The sequence below is a fragment of the Gordonia sp. DT219 genome, assembly GCF_049847065.1.
Lineage (GTDB): Bacteria > Actinomycetota > Actinomycetes > Mycobacteriales > Mycobacteriaceae > Gordonia.
Genome location: NZ_JBNCNR010000001.1, coordinates 462,778 through 486,644 on the forward strand (window position 1 = coordinate 462,778; position 23,867 = coordinate 486,644).

Genomic DNA, 23,867 nt, shown 5'->3' on the forward strand with positions numbered 1-23,867 from the left:
TTCGGAGCCTCAGACCTCCCACCCAGAGACACACCACCGCAGGAGTTCGCGTGAGCACGCAGACCAATTTCGACATGACCGAGATCGCCGACGCCCCGTCATACGACACGCCGTTGGGCATCACCAACCCGCCGATCGACGACCTGCTCGAGCGCGCGTCGTCGAAGTACGCGTTGGTGATCTTCGCGGCGAAGCGCGCTCGTCAGATCAACGACTACTACAACCAGCTCGGCGATGGCATCCTCGAATACGTGGGACCGCTGGTGGAGCCGGGTCTGCAGGAGAAGCCGCTGTCGATCGCGATGCGTGAGATCCACTCCGATCTGCTCGAGCACACCGAGGGCGAGTAAGAGCCCCACGGGTCTGCAGATGACCGCAGCCACGACCGCGGCGGCGCCGCGTAGCCGCAAACGCATCCTCGTCGGGGTGGGTGGTGGTATCGCCGCCTACAAGGTGTGTTCGCTCATCCGGCACTTCACCGAGGCCGGCCACGATGTTCGGGTGGTGCCGACACGTGCCGCGCTGAAATTCGTCGGCGCGGCCACCTTCGAGGCACTCTCGGGTAATCCCGTCAGCACCGAGGTGTTCGACGATGTCGATGAGGTCGTCCACGTACGCCTCGGTCAGGGCGCGGACCTGGTGATCATCGCGCCCGCGACCGCCGACCTGCTGGCGCGCGCCGCCGGCGGGCGAGCCGACGATCTGCTGACCGCATCGCTGCTGGTCGCAACGTGTCCCGTGCTCTTCGTGCCCGCGATGCACACCGAGATGTGGCGGCACGGCGCGACCCAGGCCAATGTCGCCACGTTGCGCGACCGCGGCAACATCGTCATGACGCCGGCCTCCGGCCGGCTCACCGGGGCCGACAGCGGACCGGGTCGGCTACCCGAACCGCAGGAGATCGCCCTGGTGGGCGAGCTGCTGCTGGATCGTCCCGATGCGTTGCCGCACGATCTGACCGGGGTTCGCGTGCTGATCAGCGCAGGCGGGACGCGCGAATCCCTGGACCCGGTCCGCTTCCTCGGCAATCACAGCTCCGGGAAACAGGGCTACGCACTGGCGCGGGCCGCGGCCCAGCGGGGCGCCGAGGTCACCGTGGTGTCCGGATCGACCAACGGGGCCGGGGAGCCGCCGGCGGTCGAGGTGGTGCCGATCGACACCGCCCGTGAACTCGCCACGGAGATGACCACCCGCGCTGCTCGGGCCGACGTGGTGATCATGGCCGCGGCGGTCGCCGACTTCCGGCCGGTCTCGACGGCCGAATCGAAGATCAAGAAGGGTGCCCACGGCCCGGAACCCGTCGAACTGACCACCAACCCCGACATTCTGCGGGGCCTCGTCGAGGCCCGTGATGCCGGACGCATTGCCGCGGACACCGTCATCGTCGGATTCGCCGCCGAGACCGGCGACGAGAGCGGTGGTGTGCTCGATCACGGTCGTGCGAAACTCAAACGCAAAGGCTGCGACCTGCTGGTGGTGAATGCGGTCGGCAACGGCAAGGCTTTCGGCACCGAGGACAACACCGGCTGGTTGCTCTCGGCGCAGGGCGAGGAGACGGCACTGCCGCTGGGTACCAAAACACTCATGGCGAGCCGGATACTTGACGAGGTTCGTTCCCTGGTGCCTGATTGATCAGGCCTGGACGCCCATCACACGGGCGCCAGGTGGCCCTGTGTAGTTTTGTTCTACGTTCACCGGCGATGTCAGCGCGTCGCCGTCACGACCTCGAGAGGATCCGATGTCCAGCTCTGCGTCACGCCTTTTCACCAGCGAGTCCGTCACCGAGGGGCATCCGGACAAGATCTGTGACGCGATCAGCGACGCGGTCCTCGACGCCATCCTCACGACAGATCCCAAAGCCCGGGTCGCCGTGGAGACGCTTGTCACCACCGGTCAGGTGCACGTCGCCGGCGAGGTGACGACCACGGCCTACGTCGACATCCCCGGCATCGTGCGCGCCAAGATCCTCGACATCGGGTACGACTCGTCCACCAAGGGCTTCGACGGCGCCTCGTGTGGCGTGAACGTCGCGATCGGCGCGCAGTCCCCGGACATCGCCGGCGGTGTCTTCAACTCCCACGAGAACCGCAGCGGCATCTCCGAGGACGAGATCGACGCGCAGGGCGCCGGTGACCAGGGCCTGATGTTCGGGTACGCCACCAACGAGACCCCCGAGTACATGCCGGTGCCGATCGCACTCGCGCACCGGCTCTCGCGCCGGCTCACCGAGGTCCGCAAGTCCGGCGCACTGCCGTACCTGCGTCCCGACGGCAAGACCCAGGTCACCATCGAATACGACGGCGACAAGCCGATCCGGCTCGACACCGTGGTGCTCTCGACCCAGCACGCGGCCGACATCGACCTGCACAACATGCTGACCCCCGACATCCAGAGCCAGGTCGTCGACCCGGTGCTCGGCGAGATCGGCCTGCCCGATCTCTCGACCGAGGGTTACCGCCTGCTGGTGAATCCGACCGGCAAGTTCGTGCTCGGTGGTCCGATGGGGGACGCGGGACTGACCGGCCGCAAGATCATCGTCGACACCTACGGCGGCATGGCCCGCCACGGCGGCGGTGCGTTCTCCGGCAAGGACCCGTCAAAGGTGGACCGCAGCGCCGCCTACGCGATGCGCTGGGTGGCCAAGAACGCGATCGCCGCCGGCCTCGCCGACCGGATCGAGGTGCAGGTCGCCTACGCGATCGGCCGCGCCGCGCCCGTCGGGTTGTTCGTGGAGACCTTCGGTACCGAGAAGACCGATCCGATCGTCATCCGGCGCGCCATCTCCGAGGTGTTCGACCTGCGTCCGCTCGCGATCATCCGCGACCTCGACCTGCTGCGCCCGATCTACGGCCCGACCGCCGCGTACGGCCACTTCGGCCGTACCGACGTCGATCTGCCGTGGGAGCGCACCGACCGCGCCGAGAAGCTGCGCGCGGCCGCCGGACTGTAGCTGCTGCGTTGGCGGTCGGTGCCCAGCGTGCCGGGGCTCGTGAACGTGCCCGCACAGCGCCCATCGCCCGGGTCCTGCCGATGCTGGGGTTGGCCCATCTCGACCGCCCCTTCGACTACCTGATCGACTCCGACCAGGATGCCGACGCGGTGCCCGGCGTCCGGGTCCGGGTTCGGTTCGCCGGTCGCCTCGTCGACGGATTCCTGCTCGACCGCATCGACGAGTCCGACCACGAGGGCCGGCTGGGCTGGATCGATCGCATCGTGTCGGCCGAACCGGTGCTGTCACCGCAGATGGCGCGGGTATGCCGAGCGGTCGCCGATCGCTATGCGGGCACCATGTCGGATGTGTTGCGGCTCGCCGTCCCGCCCCGCCACGCCCGGACCGAGGCGCAGGCGACGCCGCCACCGACCACCGAGGTCGTCGCGCCGGATCGCGGTGCCTGGCAGATCTACCGCACCGGCGCGTCGTTCCTCGAATCGTTGGCGTCGGGCAACCCGCGGGCGGTGTGGCAGGCGGTGCCGGGGGAGAGCTGGCCGCATCGGCTCGCCGACCTCGCCGCGCTGACCGCCGCAGCCGGCCGTGGCGTGGTGATCGTCGTACCCGATCAGCGAGATCTCGACCGCCTCGCGGCGGCATGTGAGCCCATGCTCGGTGATCGTTGCGTCACACTCTCCGCCGGCCTGGGTCCCACCGCCCGGTACCGCCGCTGGCTCGCGGTGCGGCGCGGCGCCGCCGACGTCGTCCTCGGCACGCGCAGTGCGATTTTCGCACCGGTGCACGACCTGGGTCTGATCATCGTGTGGGACGACGGCGACGACAGCCTGAACGAGCCGCGCGCGCCGTACCCGCATCCCCGCGAGATCGCGGTGCTGCGCGCGCACCACGAGCAGGCCGGGCTGGTGATCGGTGGGTTCGCCCGGACCGCCGAATCGCAGGCACTGGTCAGCTCGGGCTGGGCGCACGACCTGGTCGCCGACCGCACCGTGGTGCGTGAACATTGCGCCGCCATCGAGGCGATCACCGATGAGGACATACGGGTCGCCCGAGACCCGCTGGCACGCACCGCGCGCATCCCGGCCGTCGCCTTCGACGCGGCGCGCCGGGCGCTGAGCGCCGACGCCCCCGTGCTGTTCAGCGTTCCACGACGCGGATACATCCCGTCGCTCGCGTGTGCCCGCTGCCGGGCGCACGCGCGCTGCCGTGCCTGCCACGGACCACTGCAGATGGACGCCGGCGGGTCGCTGTCGTGCCGGTGGTGTGGGCGTCCCGAAACCAACTTCCGGTGCCCGGACTGCGGCGGAAACCGGGTCCGTGCACTGACCCTCGGTGCCCGCCGCACCGCCGAGGAACTCGGTCGGGCCTTCGCAGGTGCACCGGTGATCACCAGTGGCGGTGGCGCCATGGTCGACGAGTTGCCGCCGGGCGCCCGGGTGGTCGTGGCGACTCCCGGCGCCGAGCCGGTGGCACCGGGCGGCTACGGCGCGGCGGTCATCCTCGACACCTGGGCCCAGCTCGATCGCGCCGACCTGCGTGCCGAAGAAGACGCGGTACGCCGATGGACGGCGATCGGTGCCCAGGTCCGCCCCCGCCGCGACGGCGGCACGATGGTGATCGTCGCCGACTCCACGCTGCATCCAGTACAGGCCCTGATCCGCTGGGACCCAGTCGGTTTCGCCGAGACCGAGCTGTCCCGCCGTGCCGAGCTCGGATTCCCGCCCGCGGTCACGATGGCATCGGTCGACGGCCCGGCCGACCTGGTCACCGACTTCATCGGGCTCGTCGACCTGCCCGACGGCGCCGACCTCCTCGGCCCGGTGCCGCTGCCCGACGGGGTGCGGGCGCCCGCGGGCAGTGCCGAGTGGGACCGGCCGGGCGGGCATGGCGCCCCCGACGAGATCGAGCGAATTCTGGTGCGCACCGACCGTGGAGACGGCCGAGCCCTGGCGCGGGCGCTGACCGCGGCGCAGATCCGGCGCAACGCGCAACGGGAGACCGGACCGATCCGGGTGCAGGTCGACCCGCCTACGATCGGGTGAGCGTCGCGCACCCGCGCACGCCAGAAGATCCCAGCGAGTGGAGGCAACCGGCGTGAGAATCGTGTTCGCGGGAACACCGGAGGTGGCGGTGCCGTCGCTGCGACGGCTCATCGACGGGGCCGCGCACGAGGTCGTCGGCGTCATCTCGCGCCCGGACGCGGTCTCGGGCCGCGGCCGCAGGGTTCATCGGGCACCGGTCGCCGAACTCGCCGACGCCCACGGCATTCCGGTACTTACCCCGCGCCGGCTCGGCGAGCCGGAAGTCGAAGCGACCCTTCATGACTGGGACCCCGAAGCCGGTGCCGTCGTCGCGTACGGCGGGCTGGTACCACCGTCGCTGCTCGGACTGCCCACGCACGGCTGGATCAACCTGCACTTCTCGGTGCTGCCGGCCTGGCGTGGCGCCGCACCCGTACAGGCGGCCATCGCGGCCGGCGACACCACCACCGGCGCGACCACGTTCCGGCTCGAGAAGGGTCTGGACACCGGACCGGTCTACGGCGTGCTCACCGAGACGATCCGGGCCACCGACACCAGCGGCGAACTGCTCGACCGGCTCGCCGCGGCGGGAGCAGGGCTGCTCGTCGACACCCTCTCGGGCATCGAGCGCCGAGAGCTGGACCCGGTGCCACAGCCCGCCGACGGGATCAGTCACGCGCCGAAGGTCGAGGTCGACGATGCGCGCGTCCGATGGGACCTGCCCGCCCACATCGTCGAGCGCCGCATCCGGGCACACACCCCAGCCCCCGGCGCCTGGACGACATTCGGAGACGTTCGCCTCAAACTCGGTCCCGTCACCCCCGTGGACGCCGACGACACCGCCGACAACCGGCCCGCGCCGGGCGTCGTCGAGGTCACCAAGAAGGCCGTGCTCGTCGGGACCGCCACCACCCCGGTCCGGCTCGGTACCGTACAGCCACCCGGCAAGAAACCGATGCCTGCCACCGACTGGGCGCGCGGAGCCCGGCTCGACGAGGGGAGCGTGCTCGGATGAGCAGACCGCAGAGCGGACGGAATGACCGGCGCGGCAACGATGCCAGGGTCCGAGACGCCAAGGTTCGCGACGCCAAGGTTCGCGACAAGGCCGTCGACCCGGTACGCGCCACCGCACGCGACGTGTTGCGCGCCGTGCGCGAGCGAGACGCCTACGCCAACCTGGTGTTGCCGAAGATGCTGCGGGAGCGCCACATCACTGGCCGCGATGCGGCGCTGGCCACCGAATTGACCTACGGCGCCGCGCGGGCGCAGGGCGTGCTCGACGCGGTGATCGCCGCCGCGGCCAAGCGTCCGGTCGCCGAGATCGACGGGACGCTGCTCGATGTGCTGCGGCTGGGCGCCTACCAATTGCTACGCACCCGGATCGGCGCGCACGCGGCCGTCGACACGTCGGTGGATCTGGTGCGCGCCGAATCGGGGATGGGCCCGGCCGGATTCGCGAACGCGGTGCTGCGCAAGGTGTCCCAACGCGACGAGCAACTCTGGGTCGATGAACTCGCACCCTCTTTGGCCGATGACCCCATCGGACATCTGGCGTTCCGCTATGCCCACCCGCGCTGGATCGCGGAGGTGTTCTACGACGCGCTCGGACACTCCTACGGGCAATTGCAGGCCGCGCTGGCCGCCGACGACGAGCGTCCGCCGGTCCACCTGGTGGCCCGCCCGGGATTCATCACCGCCGAAGAGCTCGCGCTCACCAGCGGGGGCGAGGTCGGCCGGTACTCGCCGTACTGTGTCTATCTGCCCGGCGGGGATCCCGGTGACGTGGAGGCGATCCGGCAGGGCTACGCCGGGGTGCAGGACGAGGGCAGTCAACTGGTTGCGCGCGCCGTCACCGTCGCCGACATCGGTACCGACGACGGGCGCTGGCTGGACATGTGTGCCGGTCCCGGCGGGAAGGCGGCGCTCATCGGTGCTCTCGCCGACATCGACGACGCCCATCTCGACGCCGTCGAGGTGAGCGAACATCGTGCCGACCTCATCCGCGGAGTGGTGCGCGACCTGCCCGTCGACGTCCACGTCGCCGACGCACGGGATGTCACCGGCCACACCGGGCTGGAACCCGGTTTCGACCGGATCCTGCTCGATGCGCCGTGTACCGGACTGGGCTCGCTACGGCGCCGGCCGGAGGCGCGATGGCGGCGCCGGCCCTCCGATGTTCCGGAACTCGTTGCGCTGCAACGGGAGTTGCTCATCGAGGCGCTCCGGCTGGTGCGTCCCGGTGGGGTGGTGGTGTACTCCACGTGCTCGCCGCATCCGGCCGAGACCACCGATCTGGTGGCCGGGGTCCTCGCCGAGGCGCCCGGTGCGCGCCAACTCGATGCACGTCCGCTCGTCGGTGCCGCCGACCTCGGTGACGGTCCGCATGTGCAACTCTGGCCGCACGTTCACGGCACCGACGCGATGTTCCTGGCCGCACTCACTCGAGACTGACCGCCGTACCGACCACGGTGGTGGCGGTACCGGTGAGGGTTCCCCCGGCCCGATCGATCACGCTGCCGACCCCGGTCAGGATTCGGTCGATCACATCGGCCGGTGCCTGCGTCAGGTCTGCGCCGAGACGACGATGTCGAATGTCCGGCCGAAGGAATCCCATTCCTCGAACCTGGCGCCGAAGGATTCGGCCATCTCACGTGCGGGATGGGATCGGGCGAGCGGGCCGCATGCGTGGGAGTTCTCGGTCATGGTTGACCCGGGTTCAGACGGCGACGTCGTCGGCCGCCGATGTGCGCCAGACGTCGACGGCCTCGGTGATCGGCAGACCGATGGCGTCACAGATCGCGACCACGGTGCCGAAACTCGGGCTGGGAATCCGGCCGACCTCGATCTTGCGCAGCGTCTCCGGTGAGATACGTGCCTGGCGGGCAACGGTTTCGGGATCTTGCCCGGCGCGAGACGATCGCAGGAGGGCACCGAGCCGGCGGCCGGCATCGATCTGCTCTGGGGACAGTGGAACACGCACCATGGTATAAGTATACCGTGGTATAAAAATACCGGGTATAAAAATACCGGGTATTGAGAAATATCGGGTATTGAGAAATATCGTAACTTGCTCTGATCGGAGTGTGCATGATCGAACTGAAGTCCCCGGCGGAGATCGAGAAGATGGCGGTCACCGGCCGGTTCGTCGCCGAGGTCTTGGCGACCCTGGGTGCGCAAGCAGAGCCGGGGGTGGACCTGCTGACGCTCGAAGCCCGTGCCCGGCGGATGCTCGAGGAACGCGGTGCGGTGTCCTGCTACTGGGACTATTCACCGTCGTTCGGCCGCGGCCCATTTCGCAATGTGATCTGCCTTTCGGTGAACGACGCTGTGCTGCATGGTCTTCCGCGCGAGCACGTACTCGCCGACGGCGACGTTCTCACGATGGACCTGGCGGTGTCCATCGACGGGTGGGTGGCCGACGCTGCGATCACCGTGCAGATCGGTGAACCCCGCGAACGGGTGAGCGCGCTGATCGAGTCCACCCGCCGCGCCCTGGCTGCCGGGATCGGGGCGGCGGTGCCGGGTGGGCGGCTCGGTGATATCTCGGCCGCGATCGGTGAGGTGGCCGACGCCGAGGGCTATCGGGTCAACACCGACTTCGGGGGTCATGGACTCGGCCGGACCATGCACGAGGATCCGCACATCCCCAATCGTGGCCGCCCCGGACGGGGGATGCGGCTGAAGGCGGGCATGACCCTGGCCCTCGAACCGTGGTGGGGACTGGGTACCGACGAGCTGGTCGTCGACCCCGATGGCTGGACGCTGCGCCTCGCGGACGGTCAGCCCGGCGCACATACCGAGCACACGATCGCGATCACCGACGACGGACCACGCATTCTCACCACAACGTGACTAGTAGGGTTGTCTGCCATGAGTTCCCCGACTGCCCCGATGATCGCGCCCTCGATCCTCTCGGCCGATTTCGCCAACCTCGCCGCCGAGGCGGCCGCGGTCTCCGGGCCGGGACCCGCGCGCGCGGACTGGCTGCACGTCGACGTGATGGATGCCCACTTCGTGCCGAATCTGACCCTGGGGCTGCCCATCGTCGAGAGCCTGCTCAAGGCCACCGACATCCCGCTCGACTGCCACCTGATGATCGAGAACCCGGCGCGCTGGGCACCGCCGTACGCCGAGGCCGGTGCCCACAACGTCACATTCCATGCCGAGGCCACCGATGACCCGATCGCCGTCGCCAGGGATCTTCGGTCGGCCGGAGCCAAGGCGGGGCTGGCGATCAAACCGGGTACGCCGCTCGACCCGTATCTGGAGATCCTCCGCGACTTCGACACCCTGCTCGTGATGAGTGTCGAACCGGGTTTCGGGGGCCAGAAGTTCATGCCCGAGGTACTCGACAAGGTCCGCGCGATCCGCAAGATCGTCGATGCCGGCGAGTTGCGACTGCTCGTCGAGATCGATGGCGGCATCCACGACGGCACCATCGCCGAGGCCGCCGAGGCCGGTGTCGATTGCTTCGTCGCCGGGTCCGCGGTGTACGGAGCGCAGGACGCGGGCGCAGCAGTGGCCGCACTGCGGGCGAAGGCCGCCGCCGCACGCGCGCACGCGCACTGAGGTGATGACTCGCCACGAAGACCTCGGCGACGAGCCGTCCCTACTCGCGGCGATGCGCGAGGCGATCGCCGAATCACGTGGGGCGCTTGGGCTTTCGACTCCGAATCCGGCGGTCGGGGCGCTCCTGATCGCGCCGGACGGATCCGAGATCGCCCGTGGTCATACGCAGCGGGCCGGTGGGGCGCACGCCGAGATCGAGGCGTTGCGCGCAGCCGGTGCCGCGGCGCGGGGGGCGACTGCCGTCGTCACACTCGAACCCTGCAATCACACCGGCCGGACCGGACCGTGTGCGGATGCCCTGATCGACGCGGGCGTGGGCCGGGTGGTGTACGCGGTCGGCGACCCCGATCCGACCGCATCCGGCGGGGCCGATCGCCTGCGCGATGCCGGTGTCGAGGTGATCGCGGGGATCGGTGCGGACGGCGCGCGCCGCGGGCCGTTGCGCGGCTGGCTCTTTCGGCAGCGCTACGGCCGGCCTCTGGTCACCGTGAAGATCGCGGCCACCCTCGACGGCCGGATCGCCGCGCCGGACGGCACGAGTCAGTGGATCACCGGTCCGCAGGCACGGGCCCGGGTACATCGGCAGCGCGCCGAACTCGACGCCATCATCGTCGGCACCGGTACCGTGCTGACCGACGATCCGGCGCTGACTGCCCGCCGACCCGACGGCAGCCTGCACGAACGTCAGCCTGTCCGGATCGCCATGGGGGAGCGTGCCATTCCCGCAACCGCCCGGATCCGCGATGCCGCTGTGTCCGAGTTCCGGCACGTCAGCAGCCACGATCCGGCGGACGTGCTCGCGGCACTTCCCGAGGCCACGTGGGTGCTGGTGGAGGGTGGGCCGGGCATCATCGGTGCCTTCCTCGACGCCGGGCTGGTCGACGAGATGGAGTCCTACGTCGCACCGAAGGTGCTGGGAGCCGGGCCGTCGGCAGTCGAACGCGTGGGAGCCATCACGCTCACCGATGCCGCCGACATGCGGTTGGCGGGCGTGGAGCAGATCGGTCCCGACGTGCTGATCCGCGCCCAGACCACTCGGCTATTGCCGTGAGCCCTTGCGCGCGCCGTTGCGGCCCAGCACCCAGCCGGCGATGAGACCGCCGACCGCCACCACGGTGATGATCAGCCACTGCCACGAGCCGATCGAGAAGACCAGGAATCGCACCTGTACGTGCTGGGTGTTCTGGGCGATGAAGATGATGGCGGCGACCACCAGGATCAGTGGGAGCCAAAAGCGCTTGAGCAATCCGAGGGCGACGTCGCCGACGCTGCGGCGGCTCCCTGTGGACCGCCCAGGTGTTGCCTTGTCGGCCATGGTGGCGTCGCCTTTCGTCAGATGCGCTCCGGTGCCGGAGGCAGAGTGTGGGCGAATCCTATCCCAGCGACGTACGTCACCATCGGTAACCGGACCGCTGTACTGGTTGACCCGCTTATGCCGTGCTAACTTCGATATGTACGTTCTCGGGGCGGGGTGCAATTCCCCACCGGCGGTGATGGTGACGCTTGAAACGGCGCATCGAGCCCGCGAGCGCCTGTCCGATGGGACGGGGTCAGCAGATTCCGGTGTGAACCCGGAGCCGACGGTCACAGTCCGGATGCGAGAGAACAAGACGGTGACGCGCCGTCCTGTCTGCTCCGAGCGAGCACGACAGGAGGTAGCGGATGTTCACGGGAATTGTCGAAGAACTGGGCACCATTGTCGGACGGGATGATCTCGTCGACGCGGCCCGACTCACCATTCGTGGCCCCCGGGTCACTTCCGACGCCGGCTTCGGCGATTCGATCGCGGTGAATGGCGTCTGTCTGACAGTCGTCGAATTCGACCAGCAGCAGTTCACGGTCGATGTGATGGCCGAAACGCTCCGTCGCAGTTCCCTCGACCGTCTCGGGCCCGGAAGTCCGGTGAATCTCGAACGCGCCATGCGCGCCGACGGCCGCTTCGGCGGGCACATCGTGCAGGGCCACGTCGATGGCACCGGGACCATCGTGTCGGTGACGCCGTCACAGAACTGGACGGTCGTACGAATCGGCGTGGCGCCCGAATTGAGTCGCTATCTCGTGGAGAAGGGTTCGATCACCGTCGACGGTGTCTCCCTTACGGTTTCGGCCATCGGGTCGGATCCACCCGGCGCCGGGTACGAAGCGGGCGAGTGGTTCGAGATCTCGCTGATTCCCACCACATTGCAGGAGACCAACCTCGGCGCGGCGGCGGTCGGGTCGGTGGTCAACCTCGAGGTCGACGTCCTCGCCAAATACGTCGAGCGCCTGCAGGCCACCCGGAGCGCCGCGGCCACCCAGAACACACATAATTCGACCGCCGGGGTGTCCGGCGCAGCAGAGGTGAAGTGATGAGCGAGACGACGAGTGAAACCCCACGTGTGCGAGTGCCTCTCGACACCGTCGAGCGCGCCATTGCCGACATCGCGGCCGGAAAGGCCGTCGTCGTGGTCGACGATGAAGATCGCGAGAACGAGGGCGATCTGATCTTCGCCGCCGAGATGGCCACCCCGGAGTTGGTGGCGTTCATGGTGCGTTACACCTCCGGATACTTATGCGTGCCGCTGGCCGGTGATGACTGCGACCGGCTCGGGTTGCCGCCGATGTACTCGATGAACCAGGACAAACACGGCACCGCGTATACGGTCACCGTCGACGCCCGGGAGGGCATCGGTACCGGCATCAGTGCCTCCGACCGCGCGACGACGATGCGGTTGCTGGCCGATCCGGCGAGCAGCGCCGGCGACTTCACGCGACCCGGTCATGTGGTTCCGTTGCGCGCCAAGGAGGGTGGTGTGCTGCGCCGCCCCGGCCACACCGAGGCCGCCGTCGATCTGGCGCGGTTGGCCGGGCTCGCCCCGGCCGGTGTGATCTGCGAAGTGGTGTCGCAGAAGGATGTCGGCTCGATGGCCCAGACCGACGAGCTGCGCGTCTTCGCCGACGAGCACGATCTTGCCCTCATCTCCATCGCCGATCTCATTGCCTGGCGGCGCCGCCACGAGAAGCATGTCGTGCGGGTCGCCGATGCCCGAATCCCTACCCGGCACGGCGATTTCCGGGCTGTCGGCTACACCAGCATCCACGACGACGTCGAGCATGTCGCGCTGGTGATGGGCGACATCGCGGGGGCGGACGGGACCGGCAGTGACGTTCTGGTGCGCGTGCATTCCGAATGCCTCACCGGTGATGTCTTCGGTTCGCTGCGCTGCGACTGCGGACCTCAGCTCGATGCCGCCATGGAGCTGGTCGCCGCCGAGGGCCGTGGGATCGTGCTCTACATGCGCGGTCACGAGGGCCGCGGCATCGGCCTACTGCACAAGCTGCAGGCATATCAGCTCCAGGACGCCGGCTCGGACACCGTCGACGCCAATCTGCAGCTCGGGTTGCCCGCCGATTCCCGCGATTACGGGCTGGGTGCGCAGATCCTGGTCGACCTGGGGGTGACCTCGATGCGGTTGCTGACCAACAATCCGGCCAAGCGGGTGGGACTCGACGGATACGGATTGCATATCGTGGAGCGCGTGCCGATGCCGGTGCGCGCCAACAAGGAGAATTTGCGATATCTGCGGACCAAGCGTGACCGAATGGGACACGACCTCGCCGGACTGGAGAACTGGGACGGTCCGGACACCTTGGACTCGGCAGCCGGAGATGGAGGACCTGCATGAGTGGACACGGTGAACCCACCCTCGAGCTGAGCGACGCGGGAACGCTGCGGGTGGCGATCGTCTCCTCACAATGGCACGCCACCATCTGTCGGGCACTCCTCGACGGGGCAGTGCGCGCGGCCGCCGATCATGGCCTCACCGCACCGACGATCGTGCAGGTGGCCGGTGCCATCGAACTGCCCGTGATCGTGCAGGCACTCGCCCGGACACACGACGCCGTGGTCGCCCTCGGAGTGGTCATCAAGGGCGAGACCCCGCACTTCGACTACGTGTGCGATGCGGTCACCACCGGGCTGACGCGGGTATCGCTCGACGAGTCCACGCCCGTCGGCAACGGCGTGCTGACCACGTTCACCGAGCAGCAGGCACTGGACCGGGCAGGTCTCCCGGAGTCCAAGGAGGACAAGGGTGCGCAGGCCATGACCGCCGCGCTGGCGTCGGCCCTCACACTTCGGGCCCTGAGTCGCGGCGACACGCAACCGGGCTCGGTGGCGACCGCAACCGCGTCGTGAGCAAGGTGCGACCGGAGACGCCGGTGAGCGACGACAAGCCCACCGAGTGGGATCTGGACTACCGTTCGCGTCGACTGGTGATCATCGCGGTCGCGGTCGCGGTGGTGGTGCTCATCATCCACGTCACGTTCGGTCTTCTGCTCACCATCTCCAACACCGGTCCGGACAACATCGGCTGGTCCGATCAGGCGGCCATCATCGCGCTCGGCGTCGTCATCGCCGGTGCGGTGATGCTGCTCACCCGTCCGCGGCTGCGGGTCGGTGCGCGAGGAGTGGCGGTGCGCAATCTCGCCACCGAACGGTTTTTCACCTGGGACGAGGTTCGCGGACTCTCGTACCCGGACAAGGGCTTCGGGGGCCAACTCGAGTTGCCGCACGACGAACACATCCCGGTCCTGGCCGTCCAGGCCGCCGACGGCGAACGCGCGATCGAGGCGATGGAAAGATATCGCCAGATCGAACAACGCCATCGCCGAGCTCGCTAGGCGGCGTCGTTGACCGACCTCGATGCCCTGGGACGGACCGCGCTGGGCGTCGCCTACCTACGTGCACGTGAATCCGGCCGGGCCGATGCGCTCTTCCAGGACCCGCTGGCCTCGGCCCTGTTCTCGGCGGCCGAGGGCGAGGACGTCGCCTCGACGCCGACTGCCGACTCCGGGACGGGGGACTCCGGGCCGGGAGACTCTGGGACGGGGGATCGGGCTCGTCGCGGGATGTACCACTGGATCGTCGCGCGCACACTGTTTTTCGATGAGCTGTGCCGGCGCGCCGCGGCCGACGGTGTGCGGCAGTTCGTGATCCTCGGATCCGGTCTGGATGCCCGCGCGTTCCGGCTCGATCTCGGGACCGACTCGCTCGTCGTCGAACTCGACCGGCCGGCAGTGATCGATGTCAAGGAGTCGCTGGTGGCCGAGCACGGACTCGCGCCGACCGGTACCCGACGGGTCGTGGCGGCCGACCTCACCGCGGAGTGGTGGCCGGCGCTGTCGTCGGCGGGGGTGACCACCGACGCGCCCATTTGCTGGCTCGCCGAGGGACTCCTGGCCTATCTGGCTCCCGAGGCCGTGTGGCGGGTGATCGACACAATCGGCTCGGCCTCGGTCAGCGGCTCGCGCCTCGGTGCGACGGTGCGCAGTGGTCGCGCGCGGCCGGCGCGCGACCCATATGCCGACGTGGCAAAGCTCTGGCATCCCGACCCCGGCATCGTCGAGCGTCTCACCGGCACCGGCTGGACCTGCGAGCGCACCGACGCGGCGGCGGTACTCGCGGCGTATGGCCGTGACGTCTGCGCGCCGCGCACCGGCGCCACGATCGCAAGCCGGACCGGGTCGAACCTGCTCGCCGCACGGTACGGATCGGTGTCCGTCGGGGTCGCCGACTAGCCTGGGGTGCGTGGCCGACCCGAGTACATACCGTCCCGCTGCGGGGACGATCCCCACCGATCCCGGGGTGTACAAATTCCGCGACGTCCACGGTCGGGTCATCTACGTCGGCAAGGCCAAGAATCTGCGCTCGCGGCTGACGTCCTACTTCGCCGACATCTCGTCGCTGCATCCGCGGACCCGCCAGATGGTCACCACCGCGGCATCGGTGGAATGGACGGTCGTCGGTACCGAGGTCGAGGCGCTGCAACTCGAATACAACTGGATCAAGGAGTTCGACCCGCGGTTCAACGTCCGCTATCGCGACGACAAGAGCTACCCGATGCTCGCGGTCACCCTCAACGAGGAGTATCCGCGGCTGTTCGTCTACCGGGGTCCGCGGCGTCGTGGGGTGCGCTACTTCGGTCCGTATTCACATGCCTGGGCGATCCGCGAGACCGTCGATCTGCTCACTCGGGTCTTTCCGGCGCGCACCTGCTCCAACGGGGTCTTCAAACGCCATGGGCAGATCGACCGTCCGTGCCTGCTCGGCTACATCGACAAGTGTGCGGCGCCGTGTATCGGCCGGGTCAGCGCAGCCGAGCACCGGGAGATCGTCGACGACTTCTGTGACTTCCTGGCCGGGCGCACAGATCAGATGATGAAACGACTCGAACGCGACATGGCCTCGGCGGCAGCAGAACTCGACTTCGAGCGGGCCGCCCGGCTGCGTGATGACCTGTCGGCGATGAAGCGAGCGATGGAAAAGCAGGCGGTCGTCCTCGGCGACGGCACCGACGCCGACATCATCGCGATGGCCGGTGATGAACTCGAGGTGTCGGTACAGATCTTCCATGTGCGCGATGGCCGGGTGCGCGGCGAACGCGGGTGGGTCGTGGAGAAATCCGACGACACCGACATCGGCGAGCAGGTCGGTCAGTTCCTCACCCAGTTCTACGGCACCCAGGTCGATCTCGACGCGACGATCGACGTCGGGGCAGATCGCGTCGGTGCCGAGTCGGTCCCCCGGGAGGTCCTGGTCCCGGCATTGCCCGCCGATCACGAGGAGCTCGCCGAATTCCTCTCCGAACTGCGCGGGAGCAAGGTCAGCCTTCGGGTGCCGCAGCGGGGAGACAAGAAGGCGCTCTTCGAGACCGTGGCCCGCAATGCCGGCGAAGCATTGACCCGGCACAAGTTGCGGCGGGCCGGCGACCTGACCACCCGCTCGGCGGCACTGACCGGGCTACAGGAGGGGCTCGGCCTCGACCAGGCCCCATTGCGCATCGAATGCGTCGACATCTCCCACGTGCAGGGCACCGACGTGGTCGCGTCGTTGGTGGTCTTCGAGGATGGCCTGCCACGCAAATCCGACTACCGGCACTATTCGATCCGCGAGGCCGCCGGCGGTGGACGATCCGACGACGTCGGCTCCATCGCGGAGGTGACCCGCCGCCGATTCCTGCGTCATCGCGCCGATGCCGAGGAAGGGGTGGCGGCCCAGGTCGTCGACCCGGAGACCAAGAAGCCGCGTCGATTCGCCTACCCGCCGAATCTTTTCGTCGTCGACGGAGGTGCGCCCCAGGTACATGCGGCGGCCACCGTACTCGACGAACTCGGCGTCACCGACGTCGCCGTGATCGGATTGGCCAAACGCCTCGAGGAGATCTGGGTGCCAGGTGACGATGAACCGGTGATCCTGCCACGCTCGAGCGAGGCGCTGTTCTTGCTCCAGCGGGTGCGCGACGAGGCGCATCGCTTCGCGATCACCTTCCACCGCAGCAAGCGAAGCAAGCGCATGACCGAATCCGCCCTCGACGGCGTGCCCGGCCTGGGCCGGTCCCGCCGCACCGCGCTGGTCACCCACTTCGGGTCGGTGGCGCGGCTGCGCGAGGCCTCGGTCGAGGACATCGCGGGGGTTCCCGGGATCGGCCCGGGCACCGCCCGGATCGTCCATGATGCATTGGCCGTCGCGGCGAACCCGGATCCGAACGACCCGGCCGCCGAAGAGAGTTCGGCGGCCGAAGGGGGTTCGACGGCAGGCACCGGCGAGAACGTCACGGCGGGCCGATCATGACAGTGCGCGAGGGCGAGGCAGACGGGACCGGGACGGGCGGAGGCAGAATGAAGGGTGAGCGCACAGCGGGGGACGATCGCGTGGACGGTCTGGTGGTGCTCTTCGTCGCGGGGATGTCCGGTGCCGGTCGGTCCACCGTGGCCAATGTCCTGGAGGACGACGGCTGGTACGTCGCCGACAACGTGCCGACCGCATTGATCTCCACCATGGTCGACCTCGTCGCCGGAAGCGATCCGCCGATCCTGCGGCTGGCGATGGTGCTGCGGGCCTCCGATGCAACTCTGGGTGATGAATTACGTTCGTTGCGAGCCCAATTGGAGGCGACCGGCATCCAGACCCGGTTGCTGTTCCTCGATGCCAGTGATCAGGTACTGGTGCGGCGATTCGAGCAGGTGCGCCGACGGCACCCGTTGCAGGGCAGCGAAACCCTGGTCGAGGGGATCGCGCGGGAACGCGTCATCCTTGCCCCCATCAAGGATTCCGCTGACCTCGTGGTGGAGACCTCGTCACTGACGGTGGCGAAACTTCGTGCGGTGGTGGAGGATTCGTACCCGCGTGATGCGAATTCACGTCTGAGTGTCGCGGTACAGTCCTTCGGCTTCAAATACGGGCTGCCGATCGATTCGGACCTCGTCGCCGACGTGCGGTTTCTGCCCAATCCCTACTGGGTGGCCGATCTGCGTGAACTCAACGGACGCGACGCGCCGGTACGTGACTACGTTCTGGGACGCGAGGACGCCGGCCGATTCGTCGATCTCTACGCCGAACTGATCAGCGTCGTGAGCAAGGGCTATCTCCGAGAAGGCAAGCGGTACATGACCGTCAGCATCGGGTGCACCGGTGGTAAACACCGCAGCGTCGCCATTTCCGAAGAACTCGCCCGCCGACTCCGCGCCGACGCCGACGACGCCGGCGCCGCCCGGTATGACGTCCGGGTCATGCACCGGGATCTGGGGCGCGAATGAGTGCCCCGCGGATCGCCGCACTCGGTGGCGGACACGGCCTGTATGCGACGCTGACCGCGATGCGCTACCTGAGCGCACATGTCACGGCGGTCGTCACGGTCGCCGACGACGGCGGTTCCTCGGGCCGGCTGCGATCGGAGCTCGGCGTCATCCCGCCGGGCGATCTGCGAATGGCGATGGCGGCGTTGATGTGTGCGCCCGCCGCACTCGACGGGTTGTCGGCGCGAGCCGATCCCGACGCCGATCGCCGGCGCCATGAACTGTGGGCACAGACGTTGCAGCATCGGTTCGGTGGCTACGGCGCACTGGCCGGACATCCGGTCGGCAATCTGTTGCTGGCCGGGCTGACGGAGGTCCTCGGTGATCCGGTGGCGGCGCTCGACGAGTTGATGCGGGTCTTCGACGTGCAGGGCCGGGTGCTGCCCATGTCGTCGGTGCCACTGGAGATCGAGGCCGACGTGTCGGGGCTCGAATCCGATCCGCGGATCTCTCGCGTCATCCGTGGACAGGTCGCCGTCGCCACGACCCCGGGTAAGGTCCGTCGGGTGCGGCTGTTACCGCCGGAGCCGCCCGCCTGTGAGCCGGTGATCTCCGCCATCGACGAGGCCGATCTGGTGGTGCTGGGCCCGGGCTCCTGGTTCTCCAGCGTCATCCCGCATGTCTTGGTGCCCGGTCTGTTCGAGGCGTTGCAGCGCAGCACTTCCCGCAAGATCCTGATCGTGAACCTGGCACCGGAACCGGGCGAGACCCCGGGATTCTCGGTGGAACGGCACCTGCATGTCCTACATGCGCACGCCGACACCTTCGCGATCGACCATGTCGTCGTCGACGAGTCGTCGGTGCCTGCGGGCCGGGAGCGCGAACACCTCGAACGGGCGGCCGGAATGTTCGGCGCCTCGCTGGAGATCGGCGATCTCGCGGTGCCCGGACGTCACGTTCACGACCCGGCCAAGGTGGCGGGCCTCGTCGAGCAACTGTGCTCTGGTGAACGGACCCGTTAGGCTGACCCGACGTGGTTGGGCGCGCGCAGGGGAGGCCGACGATCAGCGCAGGTGGGGAGTGGCGGCTCGTATGGTGCCGGTGACAGGTAGCGGGTCCACAGAGGGTAGGAGGACCCGGTAATGACAGGAGGACAGGGACCGGTGGCGATGACCGCGGCGGTGAAGGACGAACTGAGTCGACTCGCCGTGACGCAGGTGAGCCCACGTAAGGCCGAGGTGTCGGCGCTCCTGCGATTCGCGGGCGGTCTGCACATCGTGGCCGGCCGGGTGGTCGTCGAGGCCGAGGTCGACATGGGGAATGTGGCGCGCCGGTTGCGCCGCGAGATCCATGACCTCTACGGCTACACCTCCGAGGTGCATGTGCTCCGCGGCGGCGGGCTGCGCAAGTCGGCGCGCTACATCGTGCGGGTCGCCACCGACGGTGAGGGGCTCGCCCGCCAGACCGGCCTGCTGGATCTGCGCGGCCGTCCGGTCCGCGGTCTGCCCGCGCAGGTGGTCGGCGGCAGCATCGCCGACGCCGAGGCCGCCTGGCGGGGCGCCTTCCTCGCCCACGGATCGCTCACCGAACCCGGCCGGTCCTCGGCCCTCGAGGTCAGCTGTCCCGGACCGGAATCGGCGCTCGCCCTCGTCGGCGCGGCGCGTCGGTTCGGTGTCTCGGCGAAGGCCCGCGAGGTGCGCGGCGCCGATCGGGTGGTCATCCGTGACGGTGAGGCCATCGGGGCACTGCTGACCCGGATGGGCGCCCAGGACACCCGGCTGGTCTGGGAGGAACGGCGGATGCGCCGTGAGGTCCGGGCGACGGCCAATCGGCTCGCCAACTTCGACGACGCGAACCTGCGCCGCTCGGCGCGGGCCGCGGTCGCGGCGGCTGCACGCGTCGAACGCGCATTGGAGATTCTCGGCGAGGAGGTCCCCGATCATCTGGCCGCGGCCGGGCATCTGCGCGTCATGCACCGGCAGGCATCGCTGGAGGAGCTCGGTCAGCTCGCCGATCCGCCGATGACCAAAGATGCCGTCGCCGGCCGTATTCGTCGACTGCTCTCGACCGCGGACAAAAAGGCACACGCCGAGGGCCTCCCGGACACCGAGTCGGCGGTCACCTCCGATCTGCTCGACGAGGCGTGAGAACCGCGGCCGGCCGGACGTGCGGGCCGGACCGGCCACCGAAGGAGACCCATCGCGCTGCCCCCCATCAAGGGGCCCACTAGGCTGAGGGGACCCCGGTCGGCCACGAGCCGACCGACCGAGAAGGAGCGGTGCGGACATCCGTCCCAGCGCCGAGACAACCGCTAAGGAGCACACCAGTGACTGTTCGGGTAGGCGTCAACGGATTCGGCCGTATCGGCCGTAACTTCTTCCGCGCCATCGAAGCGCAAAAGGCATTGGGTACCACCGACATCGAGATCGTCGCCGTCAACGATCTGACCGACAACGCCACCCTGGCCCATCTGCTGAAGTTCGACTCGATCCTGGGACGTCTGCCCCAGGAGGTCTCTCTCGACGGCGATTTCATCGTCGTCGGCGATCAGCGCATCAAGGCGCTCGAGGTCAGGGAAGGCCCGGCGGCGCTGCCCTGGGGCGACCTCGGCGTCGATGTCGTCGTCGAGTCGACCGGCATCTTCACCAACGCAGCCAAGGCCAAGGGCCACCTCGATGCGGGTGCGAAGAAGGTCATCATCTCCGCCCCGGCCACCGACGAGGACATCACGATCGTGATGGGCGTCAACGACGACAAGTACGACGGCAGCCAGAACATCATCTCCAACGCGTCGTGCACCACCAACTGCCTCGGACCGTTCGCAAAGGTCCTCAACGACGAGTTCGGCATCGTCTCCGGCCTGATGACGACTGTGCACGCCTACACCCAGGACCAGAATCTGCAGGATGGCCCGCACAAGGATCTGCGCCGCGCCCGCGCCGCCGCGATCAACGTGGTGCCGACCTCCACCGGTGCCGCCAAGGCCATCGGCCTGGTGCTCCCGGAGCTCAAGGGCAAGCTCGACGGCTACGCCCTGCGTGTGCCGATCCCGACCGGCTCGGTGACCGACCTGACCGCCATCCTCGAGAAGACGGCCACCGCCGACGAGATCAACGCAGCGATGAAGGCGGCGGCGGAGGGACCCCTCAAGGGCATCCTGAAGTACTACGACGCGCCGATCGTCTCCAGCGACATCGTCACCGACCCGCACAGCTCACTCTTCGACGCCGGTCTGACCAAGGTCATCGGCAATCAGGTCAAGGCCGTGTCCTGGTACGACAACGAGTGGGGCTACTCCAACCGTCTCGTCGACCTCACCGGCCTGGTCGGCAAGTCCCTCTGAGGATCTGACCGGAGAATACGGAGCAACGCTGCAATGGGTGTACCCACTCTGAAAGACCTTCTCGACGAAGGCGTTTCGGGCCGCGGTGTGTTGGTTCGATCGGATTTCAACGTCCCGCTCGACGGGTCGACGATCACCGATCCGGGCCGCATCGTGGCCTCGCTGCCGACGCTGAACGCACTGATCGACGCGGGCGCCAAGGTGATCATCACCGCGCATCTCGGCCGGCCGAAGGGCGAACCGGACGCGAAGTATTCGCTGGCCCCGGTCGCCGAGCGGCTCTCCGCCGAACTGGGCCGCAACGTCCAGCTTGCCGGTGACGTCGTCGGCACCGATGCGCTGGCGCGCGCCGAGGGGCTCACCGACGGTGACGTCCTCCTGCTGGAGAACGTCCGGTTCGATCCGCGCGAGACGTCCAAGGACGACGCCGAGCGGGAGGCCCTCGCGAAGGCGTTCGTCGAGCTCGTCGGCTCCGACGGTGCCTTCGTCTCCGACGGGTTCGGGGTGGTGCACCGCAAGCAGGCCTCGGTCTATGACGTCGCCAAGTTGCTCCCGCACTACGCGGGTGAATTGGTGGCAGCCGAGGTCAAGGTGCTCTCCACGCTGACCGAGAACCCGGACAGTCCGTATGCGGTGGTCCTCGGCGGGTCGAAGGTGTCCGACAAGCTCGGTGTCATCGAGGCCCTCGCGCCCAAGGTCGACACCCTGGTGATCGGCGGCGGCATGGCCTTCACCTTCCTGGCCGCACAGGGCCACGGCGTGGGCACCTCGCTGCTGCAGGCAGACCAGATCGAGGTCTGCAAGAATCTGCTGGAACGATTCGGTGACGTCATCCGGCTGCCCGTCGATGTGGTTGTGGCCGACAAGTTCGCCGCCGACGCCGACTCGCAGACCGTCGCCGCCGACGCGATCCCGGACGGATGGATGGGCCTCGACATCGGCCCGGAATCGGTTGCGCGATTCGCGGCGCTGCTCTCCGGTGCCAAGACGATCTTCTGGAACGGACCGTCCGGCGTGTTCGAGTTCCCGAAGTTCTCCGCAGGCACCAAGGGAGTCGCCGAGGCGATCGCCGGGGCCACCCGCTCGGGCGCCTTCACCGTCGTCGGCGGCGGGGACTCGGCCGCAGCGGTGCGCACACTCGGCTTGCCGGACTCGGACTTCTCGCACATCTCCACCGGCGGCGGGGCGTCGCTGGAATTTCTCGAGGGCAAGGAACTGCCCGGGTTGAAGGTGCTGGAATCATGAGTCGTAAACCGCTCATCGCGGGCAACTGGAAGTGCAACCTCAATCACCTCGAGGCCATCGCCCTCGTCCAGAAGATCGCCTTCGCCTTGCCCGCGAAGTACTTCGAGAAGGTCGACGTGGCGGTGCTGCCGCCGTTCACCGACATCCGCTCGGTGCAGACCGTCATCGACGGCGACAAACTGCTGCTGACCTACGGCGCCCAGGATCTGTCCGAACACGACTCGGGCGCCTACACCGGCGAGATCAGCGGTGCCTTCCTGGCCAAACTCGGCTGCACCTTCGTCGTCGTCGGCCACTCCGAGCGGCGCACACTGCACGCCGAGACCGATGAGACCGTGCTGGCCAAGACCAAGGCTGCGCTCAAGCACGGTCTGACTCCGATCGTCTGTATCGGTGAGGGTCTCGACGTACGCGAATCCGGCGAGCACGTCGCCCACAACGTGACCCAGCTCAAGGGTTCGCTGGCGGGGCTGTCGGCGGAGCAGATCGGCAAGGTGGTCATCGCCTATGAACCGGTGTGGGCCATCGGCACCGGCCGCGTCGCAAGTGCCGGCGATGCCCAGGAGGTGTGCTCGGCGGTGCGCTCGGCGCTGTCGGAGATCGCCGACGAGGCCACCGCGGCGTCGGTGCGCATTCTCTACGGGGGTTCGGTGAGTTCCAAGAACGTCGGTGAGATCGTCGGCCAGTCCGACGTCGACGGTGCGCTCGTCGGAGGCGCGTCGCTCAAGGCCGACGAGTTCGCCACCTTGTCGGCGATCGCCGCCGGCGGACCCCTGCCCTGAGCCCGCCTGACTGACGCGTACACTGGTCGGGCCGGTCGGATTCTCCCCGCGGAGGGATCCCCCGGCCCGACCTGTATGCGCGGCCACGCATCCGAAGATCGCGCCGCATACCGCCCCCGACCGACAAGGATCTGCTTCTCGTGCTCGAAACAGTGCTGGACATCGGCCTGATCATCACCAGCGTGCTGCTGGTGATCCTGGTACTGCTGCACCGGGGCAAGGGCGGCGGGCTGTCGTCGCTGTTCGGCGGCGGCGTGCAGTCGAGTCTGTCCGGTTCGAGCGTCGTCGAGCGCAACCTGGACCGGCTGACGATCTTCGTCGGCCTGGTGTGGTTCATCTTCATCATCGGCATCGGCGTCGACATCAAGTTGTCCGCCTGATCTCTTCGCGACGTACCTGCGCCA

The 23,867-nt window shown here is 68.5% G+C and carries 25 protein-coding genes and 1 riboswitch; of the genes, 22 read left to right on the forward strand and 3 right to left on the reverse strand.

What is annotated here, in order from left to right:
- The first annotated feature begins 50 nt into the window (after nucleotides 1-50).
- From rpoZ to ACPXB3_RS02280, 6 genes are all read left to right on the forward strand, one after another.
- Entirely contained in the window at nucleotides 51-350 is a 300-nt protein-coding gene (gene rpoZ, locus ACPXB3_RS02255) for a DNA-directed RNA polymerase subunit omega (protein ID WP_425702854.1), read from the forward strand.
- 19 nt (nucleotides 351-369) lie between these two features.
- Nucleotides 370-1,632 carry a bifunctional phosphopantothenoylcysteine decarboxylase/phosphopantothenate--cysteine ligase CoaBC gene (gene coaBC / locus ACPXB3_RS02260; protein ID WP_425702853.1) on the forward strand — a complete coding sequence of 421 codons (1,263 nt, stop codon included), beginning with the start codon at nucleotides 370-372 and terminating at the stop codon, nucleotides 1,630-1,632.
- Nucleotides 1,633-1,738: 106 nt separating this feature from the next.
- Entirely contained in the window at nucleotides 1,739-2,950 is a 1,212-nt protein-coding gene (gene metK, locus ACPXB3_RS02265; protein ID WP_425702851.1) for a methionine adenosyltransferase, read from the forward strand.
- Nucleotides 2,951-3,030: 80 nt separating this feature from the next.
- Nucleotides 3,031-4,989 carry a primosomal protein N' gene (locus ACPXB3_RS02270; protein WP_425702952.1) on the forward strand — a complete coding sequence of 653 codons (1,959 nt, stop codon included), beginning with the start codon at nucleotides 3,031-3,033 and terminating at the stop codon, nucleotides 4,987-4,989.
- 52 nt (nucleotides 4,990-5,041) lie between these two features.
- Nucleotides 5,042-5,983 (forward strand): methionyl-tRNA formyltransferase, encoded by a 942-nt coding sequence (fmt, locus tag ACPXB3_RS02275; RefSeq protein WP_425702849.1) that lies wholly within the window; start codon nucleotides 5,042-5,044, stop codon nucleotides 5,981-5,983.
- The gene (locus ACPXB3_RS02280; RefSeq protein WP_425702848.1) at nucleotides 5,980-7,419 is read left to right on the forward strand and encodes an RsmB/NOP family class I SAM-dependent RNA methyltransferase; all 1,440 of its coding nucleotides are present in this window, start codon (nucleotides 5,980-5,982) and stop codon (nucleotides 7,417-7,419) included. Before fmt ends, ACPXB3_RS02280 begins: the two co-directional genes overlap by 4 nt.
- Before the next feature lie 111 nt (nucleotides 7,420-7,530).
- Here the strand turns inward: ACPXB3_RS02280 and ACPXB3_RS02285 are convergent, their stop codons facing one another.
- Both ACPXB3_RS02285 and ACPXB3_RS02290 read right to left on the reverse strand, forming a co-directional pair.
- Complete coding sequence (locus ACPXB3_RS02285; RefSeq protein ID WP_425702846.1) at nucleotides 7,531-7,671, reverse strand: hypothetical protein; 141 nt, start codon at nucleotides 7,669-7,671, stop codon at nucleotides 7,531-7,533.
- Between the two features lie 13 nt (nucleotides 7,672-7,684).
- On the reverse strand, nucleotides 7,685-7,951 hold the full coding sequence (locus tag ACPXB3_RS02290) for a helix-turn-helix domain-containing protein (RefSeq protein ID WP_425702844.1): 267 nt from the start codon (nucleotides 7,949-7,951) through the stop codon (nucleotides 7,685-7,687).
- A 104-nt stretch (nucleotides 7,952-8,055) separates the two neighbouring features.
- On the opposite strand from ACPXB3_RS02290, the gene map reads away from it, so the two are divergent.
- Genes map through ribD form a run of 3 tightly spaced genes read left to right on the forward strand, consistent with a single transcriptional unit; the run spans nucleotide 8,056 to nucleotide 10,588 of the window.
- A complete protein-coding gene (gene map / locus ACPXB3_RS02295; RefSeq protein ID WP_425702843.1) occupies nucleotides 8,056-8,820 on the forward strand; it encodes a type I methionyl aminopeptidase in 765 nt (254 codons plus the stop codon).
- A gap of 39 nt (nucleotides 8,821-8,859) precedes the next feature.
- The gene (rpe, locus tag ACPXB3_RS02300) at nucleotides 8,860-9,537 is read left to right on the forward strand and encodes a ribulose-phosphate 3-epimerase (RefSeq protein ID WP_425702950.1); all 678 of its coding nucleotides are present in this window, start codon (nucleotides 8,860-8,862) and stop codon (nucleotides 9,535-9,537) included.
- 4 nt (nucleotides 9,538-9,541) lie between these two features.
- The gene (ribD, locus tag ACPXB3_RS02305; protein WP_425702841.1) at nucleotides 9,542-10,588 is read left to right on the forward strand and encodes a bifunctional diaminohydroxyphosphoribosylaminopyrimidine deaminase/5-amino-6-(5-phosphoribosylamino)uracil reductase RibD; all 1,047 of its coding nucleotides are present in this window, start codon (nucleotides 9,542-9,544) and stop codon (nucleotides 10,586-10,588) included.
- On the opposite strand, the gene ACPXB3_RS02310 is transcribed toward ribD, so the two are convergent.
- Complete coding sequence (locus ACPXB3_RS02310; protein WP_425702839.1) at nucleotides 10,577-10,852, reverse strand: lipopolysaccharide assembly protein LapA domain-containing protein; 276 nt, start codon at nucleotides 10,850-10,852, stop codon at nucleotides 10,577-10,579. The two genes, ribD and ACPXB3_RS02310, sit on opposite strands and share 12 nt — an antisense overlap.
- Nucleotides 10,853-10,990: 138 nt before the next feature.
- Nucleotides 10,991-11,148, forward strand: a riboswitch (FMN riboswitch).
- Between the two features lie 51 nt (nucleotides 11,149-11,199).
- On the opposite strand from ACPXB3_RS02310, the gene ACPXB3_RS02315 reads away from it, so the two are divergent.
- The 13 genes from ACPXB3_RS02315 (at nucleotide 11,200) to secG (ending at nucleotide 23,843) form a co-directional block, all read left to right on the forward strand.
- The gene (locus ACPXB3_RS02315) at nucleotides 11,200-11,886 is read left to right on the forward strand and encodes a riboflavin synthase (RefSeq protein ID WP_425726206.1); all 687 of its coding nucleotides are present in this window, start codon (nucleotides 11,200-11,202) and stop codon (nucleotides 11,884-11,886) included.
- Entirely contained in the window at nucleotides 11,886-13,202 is a 1,317-nt protein-coding gene (locus tag ACPXB3_RS02320; protein ID WP_425702835.1) for a bifunctional 3,4-dihydroxy-2-butanone-4-phosphate synthase/GTP cyclohydrolase II, read from the forward strand. The genes ACPXB3_RS02315 and ACPXB3_RS02320 overlap by 1 nt, the downstream gene beginning before the upstream one ends.
- The gene (gene ribH, locus ACPXB3_RS02325; RefSeq protein ID WP_425726208.1) at nucleotides 13,199-13,714 is read left to right on the forward strand and encodes a 6,7-dimethyl-8-ribityllumazine synthase; all 516 of its coding nucleotides are present in this window, start codon (nucleotides 13,199-13,201) and stop codon (nucleotides 13,712-13,714) included. Before ACPXB3_RS02320 ends, ribH begins: the two co-directional genes overlap by 4 nt.
- A 23-nt stretch (nucleotides 13,715-13,737) precedes the next feature.
- The gene (locus ACPXB3_RS02330; protein WP_425702831.1) at nucleotides 13,738-14,199 is read left to right on the forward strand and encodes a PH domain-containing protein; all 462 of its coding nucleotides are present in this window, start codon (nucleotides 13,738-13,740) and stop codon (nucleotides 14,197-14,199) included.
- 9 nt (nucleotides 14,200-14,208) lie between these two features.
- The gene (locus tag ACPXB3_RS02335) at nucleotides 14,209-15,096 is read left to right on the forward strand and encodes an SAM-dependent methyltransferase (protein ID WP_425726210.1); all 888 of its coding nucleotides are present in this window, start codon (nucleotides 14,209-14,211) and stop codon (nucleotides 15,094-15,096) included.
- Nucleotides 15,097-15,106: 10 nt separating this feature from the next.
- Nucleotides 15,107-17,149, forward strand: a complete 2,043-nt coding sequence (gene uvrC / locus ACPXB3_RS02340; protein WP_425726212.1) for an excinuclease ABC subunit UvrC — start codon at nucleotides 15,107-15,109, stop codon at nucleotides 17,147-17,149.
- Between the two features lie 47 nt (nucleotides 17,150-17,196).
- The gene (gene rapZ, locus ACPXB3_RS02345; RefSeq protein WP_425702825.1) at nucleotides 17,197-18,114 is read left to right on the forward strand and encodes an RNase adapter RapZ; all 918 of its coding nucleotides are present in this window, start codon (nucleotides 17,197-17,199) and stop codon (nucleotides 18,112-18,114) included.
- On the forward strand, nucleotides 18,111-19,115 hold the full coding sequence (locus tag ACPXB3_RS02350) for a gluconeogenesis factor YvcK family protein (RefSeq protein ID WP_425702823.1): 1,005 nt from the start codon (nucleotides 18,111-18,113) through the stop codon (nucleotides 19,113-19,115). The genes rapZ and ACPXB3_RS02350 overlap by 4 nt, the downstream gene beginning before the upstream one ends.
- A 147-nt stretch (nucleotides 19,116-19,262) precedes the next feature.
- Nucleotides 19,263-20,240: a DNA-binding protein WhiA gene (gene whiA / locus ACPXB3_RS02355; protein WP_425726416.1), complete on the forward strand. Its 978-nt coding sequence runs from the start codon at nucleotides 19,263-19,265 to the stop codon at nucleotides 20,238-20,240.
- Nucleotides 20,241-20,419: 179 nt separating this feature from the next.
- Complete coding sequence (gene gap / locus ACPXB3_RS02360; RefSeq protein WP_425702821.1) at nucleotides 20,420-21,436, forward strand: type I glyceraldehyde-3-phosphate dehydrogenase; 1,017 nt, start codon at nucleotides 20,420-20,422, stop codon at nucleotides 21,434-21,436.
- A gap of 33 nt (nucleotides 21,437-21,469) precedes the next feature.
- Entirely contained in the window at nucleotides 21,470-22,681 is a 1,212-nt protein-coding gene (locus ACPXB3_RS02365) for a phosphoglycerate kinase (protein ID WP_425726214.1), read from the forward strand.
- Nucleotides 22,675-23,463: a triose-phosphate isomerase gene (gene tpiA / locus ACPXB3_RS02370; protein WP_425702948.1), complete on the forward strand. Its 789-nt coding sequence runs from the start codon at nucleotides 22,675-22,677 to the stop codon at nucleotides 23,461-23,463. The genes ACPXB3_RS02365 and tpiA overlap by 7 nt, the downstream gene beginning before the upstream one ends.
- Nucleotides 23,464-23,603: 140 nt before the next feature.
- Nucleotides 23,604-23,843: a preprotein translocase subunit SecG gene (gene secG, locus ACPXB3_RS02375; protein WP_006370296.1), complete on the forward strand. Its 240-nt coding sequence runs from the start codon at nucleotides 23,604-23,606 to the stop codon at nucleotides 23,841-23,843.
- The last annotated feature ends 24 nt before the right edge of the window (nucleotides 23,844-23,867 follow it).